The following is a 13,039-nucleotide window of genomic DNA, read 5'->3' as shown; positions in this document are numbered from 1 at the left end:
AAAACGTGTACAGGCTGAGGCATTTGCTGCTCTCAGCCTGTACTGCATCTATATAAACCTAAATGAATATTCAGTATTTTACCATGCGTTTGGGAGATCCCTTCCAGGAACAGCCCAGGCAATGTACTTCCTCGAGATTGAAACCCTCCAGTGATTCTCCCGGATTTTTGGGAACGACCTCATTTTCACTTGTGACATAAACCAGACAGCGCTCACCGGCGTCATTCATCACATACATTGCAGCAATTTTACATTGGGGGCAAAGCAGTTTCTTCATTCTTCTTTTCTTTTCGTATAAAATTCAGGGAAATACCTATGTAAAACACAGTCCGATGTTCCGATAACGTGCCTTTCCGCATCCATCCGTGCGAATCACCGACTGCGATTTTCTGTTTTCAAAGTTATATATTTCAACCGTATTCCCCGGCGTACAGACGGATTATTTATCAAGCTTTAATAAAATCGCGCAATAAAAAAGATTTTTTATTTTTTCGGACATCCGTACGCCGCTTATCAGCGATACGGCTTTTTTCTTATTTTACTATCTTTGCCCTGAATTTTTGAAAGGTAAACAGCATATGAAAAAAGATACGAAAAAAGACGCAACTATCAAACAAATTTTTCCGGTCGTCGGAATGAGTTGTGCGGCCTGTGCAGCTCGGGTAGACAAGACCTTGAACAGTCTGGAAGGAGTAACCGCCAGTGTCAATTATGCAGCGGCAGCCGTTACCGTTTCTTACCCACCCGAAGCATGTTCCCCTGAGAAGTTGCGGGAGGCAGTCAGAAACGCCGGCTACGACCTGCTGATTGATACTGCCACCGACGTCGAAGCGGAGGCAGCCAGGCTGCGGAACCGGCATTATGTCCAGCTGAAGCGCCGGACCATCGGAGCCATTGCGCTCTCCCTGCCACTGTCTGTCATTTCCATGTGCTTTCCCCAACTGCCTTATGCCGGATACATCATGTGGATACTGGCTACCCTGGTGGTCTTCGGATTGGGCAGGGATTTCTTCATCAACACCTGGAAGCAACTGAAGCACGGCACCTCCAACATGGATACGCTGGTGGCCAACAGTACCGGAATAGCCTATCTGTTCAGTACCTTCAACCTGTTTTTCCCTGAGTTCTGGATACAGAAAGGCATCGCGCCTCATCTTTATTTCGAGGCGGCAGCCATGATCATTGCCTTCATCCTGCTGGGACGTACTTTGGAGGAGCGTGCCAAAGGGCAGACTTCCGAAGCAATCCGCAAACTGATGGGACTGCAGCCCAAGCGGGTTACCGTCATCAAGGACGGACAGGAAGTCGAAACGGGAATTGATTCCATCCTCCCTCAGGACGTCGTAGTAGTGAAACCGGGAGAAAGAATCGCGGTAGACGGTACGGTATTGCAGGGAAGCTCTTACGTCGATGAAAGCATGTTGAGCGGAGAGCCCCTCGCCGTCAGGAAACAACCCGGAGACAAGGTCTTTGCCGGAACCATCAATCAGAAAGGAGGATTCCGCTTTACTGCCGACAAGGTAGGCAGCGATACCTTATTGGCACACATCATCCGCAGGGTACAGGAGGCTCAGGGAAGCAAGGCACCGGTACAAAAGCTGGTAGATAAGATTGCAGCGGTATTCGTCCCTTCCATCATCCTGATTGCCATCCTGTCGTTCCTGTTATGGTACGTACTGGACGATGCCAACGGGTTCACTCACGGACTGCTGGCACTGGTCACCGTACTGATCATTGCCTGTCCCTGTGCACTGGGACTTGCCACGCCCACGGCCATCATGGTGGGTATCGGAAAGGGTGCCGGACAGGGCATTCTGATCAAGGATGCAGAAAGCCTGGAGATTGCCAGGAAGATTGACCTGCTGGTACTGGACAAGACGGGAACGGTCACTGAAGGAAAACCCGTAGTGACCGACTGGCTGTGGACTGCTGAAGGTGAAAATTGTAAGGATATCTTCTATACCCTGGAAAAGCATTCGGAGCATCCGCTGGCAGAAGCCATTGCCCAAGGCATCCGAGGAACCGAACAGACGCTGGAAGCCTTTGAAAGTCTGACAGGCATGGGAGTAAAAGGCAAAGCCAAAGGTATCAGTTATTACGCCGGGAACTACCGGATTGTGGAAGCGGCAAAGGCGAAAGTTCCTGCCCCTATGGAAGAAAAGGCCCAGCTTCTGGCAGCAGAGGCCAAGACCGTAGTCTGGTTTGTCAAAGGCAATGAGGTATGCGGACTCGCCGCCATTACCGACCGCATCAAGCCCACCTCCGCCGAGGCAGTTGCCACGCTCCAGCAAATGGGAGTGGAAGTCGTCATGCTGACCGGAGACAACTCTCAAACGGCGGCTTCCATCGCCCGGCAGGCCGGCATCCGGCGGTTCCAGGCAGAAGTACTCCCCGACCAGAAAGCCGAATGGGTGAAAAAATTCCAGTCGGAAGGAAAGAAAGTTGCCATGGCCGGCGACGGTATCAATGACAGTGCCGCACTGGCGCAGGCCGACCTGGGTATCGCCATGGGACAGGGCAGTGACATTGCCATGAGCGTGGCTCCCATGACCCTCATGTCTTCCGACCTGCTGCGCATCGCAGATGCCATCCGACTGTCTGCCGATACGGTACGTACCATCCGTCAGAACCTGTTCTGGGCATTCATCTACAACCTGATCAGTGTACCGGTCGCTGCCGGAATCCTGTATCCGGTCAACGGTTTCCTGCTGAACCCGATGATTGCCGGTGCCATTATGGCCATGAGCAGCGTAAGTGTGGTGACCAACAGTCTGCGGCTGAAAAAGAAAAAGAGTCTGGTACCCGCAGGAGTCCCGACTGTAACGGATACCTGCGAAACAGACGAACAGGAGGCTGAAACACCTCAATCCGCTGCTGCAGGTTCCGTACGGAAAGAATATCAGGTAACCGGAATGATGTGCCACCACTGCCAGGGAAGGGTGGAAAAAGCCCTGAACTCCGTGGAAGGCGTACATGCCACCGTTACCCTGGACCCTCCGGTAGCCGTACTGGAATACGAAAACGGACAACCAGTTCTGAACATTGAAGAATTGCAAAAGATTCTCACTGAGAAGGCTGGGGATTATGAAATATCAGAAAAATAGTCGTATATTTGACTTCATAAACAAAAAAAAACTGACACATGAAAGTAAAAAATTTACTGGGCCTTATCCTGCTCACATTATGTACGCTAAATATCCTGTCGTGCAAGGACAGTGAACGATATGCACCGATTACGGTAGTACCTGCACAAGAAGGGAACTCTCCCCTTCTCAATGAAACGACCGTATGGATTGACCCGTTCCAGAAAGAAGGGGTCAGCCTTTACATTCAGGGAGGAAGCGGCAGCTACAGCATCGAAAGCAATCCGGATACCGACATTGCCGACTACCGTTTCAACGGAAAGAACCTGCTGACCCTCCTGCCTCAGTTCGACGAACAGAGCGGCCTGATGAATACCGGAGAGACCAGTATGGTCATTTCCGACCATGCCGGCAACATCCTGACCCTCCGCATCGTGGTATCCTACCCTCAGACCGTTTACCCGATCAAGGCAGTAGGTGCGGAAATCAAGGGGGATGAACTGACCCAGAAGCAGTTGAACGAGCTCCGCAACCTGATTATGAATGCCTCTCCGGCCAAGGAAGGCGGAAAGTTTGTATTCATTTATACTCACCGGAACATGACTGAAGGAAAGGTGCAGATTTATCCGAACGAAAGTTCGAAGACTCCGCTGGAAGGTATCTTCACACAAGACAAGAATACCATAGACAAAGAAGGAGTGAAAATCCATATCGAACTTACCAATCAGGCGACATACGATTATGTGCTGACTTATCTTTTACCGGAAAACGGTACGGATGCCGCATCGGCCATGTCGCTGAGACAGAACGTGACCGACGTATACCAGGGAGAATACATGGCATTGAAGGAAGCCTACTGTGTACTGGTCATTCCGGGAGAAACTAAATAACGGAGATTGTCTGAACCCATACTCTCACTGCGAGCCGTCACCCGCGGCCTGCAGTGGGAGTTTTTTATGAATTTTTACTCATGTCTATCGGCCATATTGAATTACAGCCTTTTGATTTATACCGTCGTATCGAACAGATACACCGCCAGCCTGCAGCTGCTCCTGAAAACATCCGGAGCAAATATATCCTGCTTTTCAAGGTACTGGAACAGGCTTGCTACGAACTGACCCACGGGGTTACCTTTTCTTTTGCCAATCTGTTTTCCCGGCTCGACTACATCTGTAAGGAGAAGCGAATGACACCCTCCGACAAGTATGCCATCCAGACCTTGCGGAGGAACTGCAACGCGGCCATGCGCGACGACTTCCAGCCGGTCATGGAAGAATACCTCTACGACTTGCGGGCCATCGTGCGCTTCGTGTCGCTGGCATTCGGTGAAGACGTTCCGGCTTCCCTGCTTCCCGAAATTCCTCATTCCAACCGACCGTACAGAGGTACCCGCCACAGCCGGATTCCATACGTGCGGGCTGCCGTCACCAGTTGGAACGAGGAACTGATTTTCGCGGCCACCGACAGCGACGACGATCCGTTCATCATCATCAACTATGCCAAAGGAGGCTACAATGGCGACCTGCTCTACCTGCAGGATATCCTGCAGGAAAACATGCAGCTCAACCTGCTGGATGTACACATCGACGAGGAAAACCAGTACATTCCCAACCTCATTGTGGTCCATCCCGATTACCTGATTGACATCAGTTCCCTGGCAGCCTGCTTCCGCGAGTACGGCCGGCATCCGTTGAATTTCTTCATCAACAAGATCAAGCCGAAAGCCAATACCTCGCCCATCCTGATGGGTAACCTCGCCAGCCAGTTCCTCGACGATTACGTCAACGAATCGCCCGATGCCCCGGTAACCTACAACCATACGGTCAAGAAGTTTTTTGCCTCATCGGCACTTGAGTTCTGTACCTGCCCCATCCCGCCCAATTTCCATGAGCAGGCACAGGCACAGATGCTGAACATCCGTTCGTTCGTGCAGGACGTGCTTCCGCGCAACATACAGGGGTTCGACAAGCATCAGACCCTGCTCGAAGCTTCGTTCATCTGTGAGAAACTCGGACTGCAGGGACGTGTGGACATGCTGCAGAAGGATTTCAAGGTGCTCATTGAACAGAAATCGGGTAAGCGCGACGAGTACAACCGCCGCCACAAGGAGGACCATTTCATCCAGATGATGCTCTATCAGGGAATATTGATGTACAATTTCGGTCACGAGACGGAGAACCTGCAGACTTTCCTGCTGTACTCCAAGTATACCGACGGACTGATGATCGAACATTTTGCCGAAACTCTTTTCCGCGAAAGTATCCGGCTGAGAAACCGGATTGTCTGTTCGGAGATGGCCTTCGGCGAAGGTGCCATTGCTCCTGTCATGGAAGAACTGAGTACCGACCTGCTGAATGAGTTCCAGACCTCCAGTCGCCTGTGGACCGATTTTCAGGAGCCGCAGCTGCAGGAAGTCATCCAGACCCTGAAGCACTCTACCCCACTGGAGCGGGCATATTTCCAGCGTTTCTTTACTTTCGTCTCCAAGGAGCAGATTCTGAGCAAGACCGGCGGCAGGAACGAGCCGTCGAACGGGTTTGCCGGACTTTGGCACACTCCGGTGGCAGAGAAACTGGAGTCGGGAAACATACTGCTGGGACTGAAACTTACCGACAAACGGCAGAGTGCTCCCGGAAAAGGATACGACTTGCTGGACTTCCGCATTCCTCGCCAGGAGGAGGATTTTCTTCCCAACTTCCGTGGAGGAGATATTGTCATCTGCTATGCATATCAGGACGAACCGGACGTGCGTCATGAGATTCTGATGAAGGGAAACATCGTAGAGATTACTCCCGACCGGCTGACGGTGCTGCTGAGAAACGGTCAGCAGAACAAAGACATCATCGGCGACGAAGGAGATATGTTTGCCATCGAGCACGATGCCTCGGACGTATCGGCCACCAGTGCCATGCGGGGACTCTACGCCTTTTTGTCGGCACGTACCGAACGGAAGGAACTGCTGCTGGGAGTACGTCCGCCACAGCGCGATACCTCGCTGACGCTCCAGGGAGACTACGGACGATTCAACGAACTGATTCTGAAGGAGAAGCAGGCCAGCGACTATTTCCTGCTGGTAGGTCCTCCGGGAACGGGAAAGACGTCGTGTGCCCTGCGCTACATGGTGGAAGAAGCACTGACCGACCCGAAGACCTCGCTGTTGCTGCTCTCGTATACCAACCGTGCGGTAGACGAGATTTGCGGCATGCTGGTCGATTCGGGAATTGCCGAAGAGCATCCGTTCATCCGTATCGGCAACGAACTGTCCTGCGACAAGCGTTTTGTGCCCTACCTGCTGAAGCACAGCCTGGCCGACTGCCCGAAGCTGACGGATATCCGGCAGAAAATTGCACAGACGCGTATTTTTGTCGGTACGACTACGGCCATCAACAACCGCCTGCATCTCTTCAACCTGAAGCAGTTTGAAATGGCCATCATCGACGAGGCTTCGCAGATTCTGGAGCCCGACCTGATCGGTATTCTCTCGGCCCGCCATGACCGCAGCAATGCCATCGGAAAGTTTGTGCTCATCGGCGACTACAAGCAGTTACCGGCCATTGCCCTGCAGGGGGAGGAGGAGGCCAGCATCACTGATCCCTTGCTGCAGAGCATCGGACTGTATGATTGCCGGAACTCGCTTTTCGAACGGCTGTACAAGCAGAGTGCTCCGGAGTTCCGGAGTATCCTGCACAAGCAAGGACGGATGCATCCTGCCATTGCCGATTTTCCGAATCATGCGTTTTATTTCCGTGAGCAGCTGGAGGCGGTACCGTTGCCGCATCAGGAGGAGGCTCTCCCCTACGCGACGGACTGTGCACCGGCCGACAACCTGGACTGCCTGCTGATGAAACGCCGGATGGTTTTCGTCGCCGCACGGCCCTCAGAGGAAATCAATGCATCGGAAAAGAGCAACCTGAACGAGGCCCGCATCACGGCTTCACTGCTACAGCGAATCTACCGGCTCACGGCTCCTGACTTCAATCCGCACAAGACGGTAGGAGTCATCGTCCCCTACCGCAACCAGATTGCCATGATCCGCAAGGAAATCAGCCGCCTGGGGATTCCGGAACTGATGGATATCTCCATCGATACGGTGGAGCGTTATCAGGGCAGTCAGCGCGACGTCATCGTCTATTCGTTTACCATACGCAATACCAGTCAGTTGAACTTCCTGACATCCAATACCTTCCGCGAGGGAGAGTTTATCATCGACCGGAAACTGAACGTGGCCATCACCCGAGCCCGGAAGCAATTGCTGCTGACCGGGAATCCGGAGGTGCTGGGAGCCAGTCTGACCTTCTACAAGCTGATGGAGTACATCCGCATGCACAACGGCTACATCGATACGGACGTAACAAGTTTCTGCAAAGGCGATTTCGAGATTCCGGACTACGACGTCCGCTGGGACATCCGTCCGGAGAATTATGCCCTCCCCGAAAGTTTCCGGAAGGCCTTCGAGGCAGTTATCCTGAAAGACGAAACCAAGGAGGCCGATACCCTGTTCCGGGAACAGACCGATTACGGACGGATGAATTTCAGTCGGCTGGAAGCCCTTCCCGCCGAAGTACGGGCCGCCCGCATCGCCGGGTACAACCATTATTACCTGTGCCGTCAGTACAGTGCCGCACGCTCGCTCTACGAAAATAGCGGAAACAGTCTGTTCCAAGCGGTACGCAACGTGTCCGGACGGGTGGTTTTCTGCGACCTTAGCCATGAGTGCGGGGCTTCGGGACTGGCCTTCATCGACAGTTGCAGCCGGCTGCCTCACCTGGACCTGACCTATGTGGGCATTGCCCCGGTCGAAGAGGGAGAGACGGTAACCCGGGGACTCTTTGCCCAACCGCCTTACGACCGATATGCCTGTGATATTTATCCGCGACTGGCGGCCGTGAGAAACGAGTTCTGGAATGCGCATGCAGTGATTCCGGAACTGATCATTTTTAATATGAGCAACCTGTTCGACCGGATTGCTCCGGCGGAGGCAAGGGGACTGGCCCTGCAGATCAACCAGTTGATGCACGCGCGTCCCCAGAACCACTATCTGCTGCTGTTCCGCGACGACGCAGGTACCCGCATGAACCTACACTCGTATCATGCGTTTACGGCTCACCTCTCGCAGGCACTCCGTCCCTGGAACGAGCAGATGCCTTTCCAAGGCCGTTTCTACTATCAGCATGGAGGAGGCAACCGGCCAGAGTCTGAAGCATATGTATATGAGATAAGAAGCAACCGGTCTTGAGCCGGACATGTCACACAGAATGATTGAACCATTATGACACCTAAAAAAGCAATTATCATCGGAGCGGCGTCGGGCATCGGCTATCAGGTAGCCTGCCTGTTATTGAAGGAAGGATGGACCCTCGGCATTGCCGGACGAAGGGAAGACAGACTGGAAGCTTTCCGCCAGAAGGCTCCGGAACGGATTTACGTTCAGCGTATTGACATACTGGAAGCGGATGCCGACCAGAAACTGGAGCAGCTCATCGGCCGCCTGGGAGGGATGGACCTCTACCTCCACAGTTCCGGCATCGGGTTTCAGAATGCCAGTCTGAATCCCGAAACGGAAATCCGTACGCTGGAGACCAACGGTACGGGATTCGTACGCATGGTGAGTGCCGCCTACCGTTATTTCCGTACGGCAGGGAAAGGCCATCTGGCCATCATCAGTTCCATTGCAGGTACCAAGGGACTGGGACTGGCTCCGGCATATTCTGCCAGCAAACGGTTTCAGAATACCTACCTGGATGCACTGGAGCAGTTGGCACACCTGGAGCACCTGCCCCTGGTCTTTACCGACATCCGCCCGGGATTTGTGGCAACCGACCTGCTCAACAACGGAAAGCATTATCCCATGCTGATGCGTCCGGAGACCGTAGCACAGCACATTGTCAAGGCCTTACACCGCAGAAAGCGCACGGTAATCATCGACTGGCGCTACCGGATACTCGTTGCCTTGTGGAAACTCATTCCCCGTCGGTTGTGGAAATACCTGCCGGTGAAAAACTGAGCCGAAGGTTTCCCGGAACCCATTGAACCGTCCCCAAAATAGGGAAAATATCCTGACAGTTTCCGCTTCGGCCAGCCCCAATATACCTAAAAATAGGGATTGACTGCCGTAAAATATCCGTCTAATTTTGCAGCGTTTTTAATAGATATTTTACGTTGAAATGGGGAATTTAAGACAAAAGGGATTTTGGGTAACTTTATTATTTATATTTTCAGGAATTCATCTCCAGGGTCAGACCCTCAGGGGAAAAGTGCTGGATGCCCTTACTCAAGAGGCTTTGGGCTATGCCACGGTAGAGATTCACTCGTGTGAGGACAATGCATACCTTGCCGGGGGAGTCACAGGAAATACAGGGGAATTTTCGCTGACACTGAAACAGCCGGCCGGGAAAGTCCGGGTAACGGCTTCTTACCTGGGATACAAGTCTCAGGAACAGCTTCATACGTTCAGGCCGAAGGACAACTATCTCCGGTTTGAACTGGCGGAAGACGCACACAGCCTGAATGAAGTGATTGTAAAAGGCTTGAGTCAGGCAGAAAAGGTGCAGCGTCTGGCCTATAATGTCTCACTGATTGAAACCACACAACTGAAAAATACCACGCTCGACCTGTCGAGTGTGATTGACAAGATCAGCGGGGTAAAAATCCGGTCGACCGGAGGAGTCGGCTCGGAATCGAACGTGACACTGAACGGCTTTTCGGGAAGGCACGTAAAGATCTTCATCGACGGAGTACCCATGGACGGGATGAGTTCTGCCTTCGGACTGAACAACATTCCTGCGGGACTGGCCAAGCGGGTGGAGGTCTATAAGGGAGTGGTGCCCGTAGAACTGGGCGGGGATGCCCTGGGAGGTGCCATCAACATCGTGACCGACCATACCCGACGTACCCGGGTCAATGCCTCATACTCTTTCGGTTCCTTCAATACACACAAGAGCAATGTGTATGCGGAATGGACTTCCAAAAAGGGATTCTACGTTTCGCTGAATGCCTATCAGAATTATTCGGACAACGACTACAAGGTGAACATCGACCATTATACCCGGTTCGGGGAGAACGGAAATACAGTGGTCTACGAGGACCTGAAGGTCCGGCGCTTTCATGCCAAATACCATAACGAGGCAGCCATACTGAAAATCGGTGTGGTCGACAAGCCTTTTGCCGACCGCCTCCTCTTCGGATTTACCGGAGGTTACGAGTACAAGCAGACACAGAATGCCTCGAACATGAACTGGGTGTATGGGGCCCGCTATACAACGGCCAATACCCTCATGCCTCAGTTGACGTACGAGAAGAAGTTCAAGGTACTGAAAGGCTTGCATGTATCGATGAACGGCAACTACAATTTCGGGCAGTCGTATGCGGCCGATACGGCCAGCTGCAATTACAACTGGCTCGGGGAGCAGAGCAAGCCGAAGAGTGCGCCGGGCGAGCTGGCGTATACGAAGTACCGCTACCGCGACAACAACGGGGCGGCGAATTTCCGGGTGGCTCTGTTTCCGGCAGAAGGACATGCCCTGTCACTCAGCAGTACACTGACCACCTTCTCGCGTTCGGGAAAAGACGAGACACAGGTTAAGGCCGAATACGAGCATCCGCAGAAAAGCCGGAAACAGGTAACGGGACTGAGCTATAAGTACGACCACAAGGGGAAATGGAATATCTCGCTCTTCGTAAAGAATTACCTCAACCACCTCGAGGCTTACCTCGATCCGGAGGGAGGCAGCAACTACCAGGATTACCGCAGTACCTCTTCGTACTGGGGCGGAGGAATGGCCAGTACGTATTTCTGGGGAAAGCATACCCAAGTACGGCTGTCGTACGAATATGCGCTTCGCCTGCCTACCAGCCGGGAACTCTTCGGTTCGGGTGACGACATCGAACGGGGGAACTCGGGACTGAAGCCTGAAAGCAGCAACAACGTCAACCTGGGCATTACCACCTCTCCCATCGACCTGCTCCACCACCGGCTGACCATCGATGCGGCCTTCCAGTACCGTGAGATACAGGACTACATACGCCGGAGCACGAACAACGACAACGGGCGGGCCTCGTCAAAAAACGACGGTGGGGTACGGAACCTGGGAGGAGATTTCGGGGTGCGCTATACTTACCGCAACTGCTTCTTCGTGGGAGGCAACTTCAGTTACATCGACATGCGGAGCATGACCCGGTATGTGGCCGGTACCCAGCGCGAAAGCAAGAACTACAAGCAACGGATTCCTGCCATCCCGTACATGTACGGCAACGGTGAGGCCGGTGTCACGCTGCGCAACTTCCTCCGCCAGGGTACGACACTCGATATTCATTACATGATGAATTACATCCATGCCTTCAGCTACGAGTGGAATGACTACCACAATCCGGAACTGGAGGTACCGACCCAGTTCTCGCACGATATTTTCGTGAGCTATAATTTCGGGAAACAGTCGGAGTTCACCGTATCGGCCGAATGTACCAACCTGCTCGACGCACGGTTGTACGACAATTTCAAGATGCAGAAACCCGGCCGTGCCTTTGCCATTAAATTCGGATATAATTTTACTAAATAAGACCAAAAAGAATCATGCAGACAAACACTTTTTTTCAGATTTCAGGGCTTGCCCTGTGTGCCTGTATGCTGAGTGCATGCAATGAAGACTACGCCGGCAGTCAGGCTTCGGATATGGGCGGCAATTCACCCACACAACACATCGTCATCAGTGGCTCAGGGGAAAACAACGGAGCTTATCTGCAGCAGAAGGATGATCCTGCCAGCGGCATCGTCGACCCGACCCGTCCCGACGGTCGTATTTTCTTCAGCGGGAACAACCCCGACTTTGTCAATTACCATAACGAGATCCTCATCGGCATGAATTATCCTTCACAGGGTGGCTCGTCTTCCGACTATATCACCAAGGCCTGGAAACTGGTCGACCGGAAACTGACCCCGCACGGCAACGGAGTGGCGCTCGACGGGGACGTGAAGGCAAGGGGTATCTTCAAGAATTACCTCATCGGGATGTCCGACCAGACGGGAAACGGCCATTACGAGCGGGTGAAGTTCATCGACTTGACACAGTTCAGTGCCGCAGTGGTGGACGGTGTCATCGACTGTGACGACCTGAGCAAGGAGCCGGCCAGCCTGATGGAAGGCGAGACATGGGGGGTAGGCGATATTGCCGAGTTCGGAGATTATGTATTGCTTTCCTACACCACCAAGCATCTCTTGCCCGATCCGGCCAGCCGGGCCAAGGCAACTTACAGTACCGACCTGGCAAACAACCTTTACATCGGTGTCTACGAGTTCAATCCCGAAGACCCGGAGAAAGAGTATCTGAAGTACCAGCATGCCATCGTCCGCAAAAGCAAGGACCATCCGGGCAAGGAAGCCGGACAGATCAAGGGCAACCAGCGTTCGCGTACGGAAACGGGAATCGAAGTGGTTGACGATGAGATTTACCTGTTCTGCCAGAGCACGGCCAAGAATTACGGAAAAACGGTGCCGGAAGTTCCTTCTGCGGTATTGCGCATCAGCGGAAAGAACATCGAAAACGGAAAGCCGGTGGGCATAGACGACGATTATTATGTGAACCTGACTGAGAAAACCGGTCATTACCTGTGGAAGTGCTTCTATATAGGCGACCATAAGTTCTGCCTGCAGTTGTTTACCGAGGCCGGAACGGCAGGGGTTACGGAAGGCTCCCACAAGCGCTTCGGTATCTTCGATGTCCGTACCCAGGCCTATACCGAGGTAAGCGGACTTCCCGAGCCGGCCCTCATCAACGACATTGCCCTGGCCTGTGCCGTCGATACCGACAACCACACCATCACATTTGAGATTGAGACTGCAGACAGCCGACTGCCGGCACTCTATACCATCGACAAAGAAGGAAAGGCCACACGTGGCGCCGAGGTGGATACCGAGTCTATCAAGGGAGTCAGTCTGTTGAAGGAAAAATAAGCAGTTATCA

7 protein-coding genes are annotated in these 13,039 nt (G+C 53.0%); 6 read left to right on the top strand and 1 reads right to left on the bottom strand.

The window, feature by feature from the left end; genetic code table 11:
- Nucleotides 1–70 precede the first annotated feature (70 nt).
- Complete coding sequence (locus H3001_RS02665) at nt 71–277, bottom strand: hypothetical protein (protein ID WP_178245387.1); 207 nt, start codon at nt 275–277, stop codon at nt 71–73.
- Between the two features lie 301 nt (nt 278–578).
- On the opposite strand from H3001_RS02665, the gene H3001_RS02660 reads away from it, so the two are divergent.
- The 6 genes from H3001_RS02660 to H3001_RS02635 all read left to right on the top strand — a co-directional run bounded on the left by H3001_RS02660 (nt 579) and on the right by H3001_RS02635 (nt 13,029).
- A complete protein-coding gene (locus tag H3001_RS02660) occupies nt 579–3,104 on the top strand; it encodes a heavy metal translocating P-type ATPase (RefSeq protein ID WP_181214013.1) in 2,526 nt (841 codons plus the stop codon).
- A 38-nt stretch (nt 3,105–3,142) separates the two neighbouring features.
- Entirely contained in the window at nt 3,143–3,973 is an 831-nt protein-coding gene (locus H3001_RS02655; protein WP_181214012.1) for a hypothetical protein, read from the top strand.
- A gap of 80 nt (nt 3,974–4,053) precedes the next feature.
- A complete protein-coding gene (locus H3001_RS02650; RefSeq protein WP_181214011.1) occupies nt 4,054–8,319 on the top strand; it encodes an AAA domain-containing protein in 4,266 nt (1,421 codons plus the stop codon).
- 33 nt (nt 8,320–8,352) lie between these two features.
- Nucleotides 8,353–9,087: an SDR family NAD(P)-dependent oxidoreductase gene (locus tag H3001_RS02645; protein WP_181214010.1), complete on the top strand. Its 735-nt coding sequence runs from the start codon at nt 8,353–8,355 to the stop codon at nt 9,085–9,087.
- A gap of 160 nt (nt 9,088–9,247) precedes the next feature.
- Nucleotides 9,248–11,638: a TonB-dependent receptor gene (locus H3001_RS02640; RefSeq protein ID WP_181214009.1), complete on the top strand. Its 2,391-nt coding sequence runs from the start codon at nt 9,248–9,250 to the stop codon at nt 11,636–11,638.
- A 14-nt stretch (nt 11,639–11,652) separates the two neighbouring features.
- The gene (locus H3001_RS02635; RefSeq protein ID WP_181214008.1) at nt 11,653–13,029 is read left to right on the top strand and encodes a DUF4374 domain-containing protein; all 1,377 of its coding nucleotides are present in this window, start codon (nt 11,653–11,655) and stop codon (nt 13,027–13,029) included.
- The last annotated feature ends 10 nt before the right edge of the window (nt 13,030–13,039 follow it).

Origin of the sequence: Phocaeicola faecicola (assembly GCF_013618865.1) — a bacterium.
GTDB classification, from domain to species: Bacteria; Bacteroidota; Bacteroidia; order Bacteroidales; family Bacteroidaceae; genus Phocaeicola; species Phocaeicola faecicola.
The sequence above is the reverse complement of the archived record's forward strand: the minus strand, read 5'-3'. Positions and strand labels throughout refer to the sequence as shown.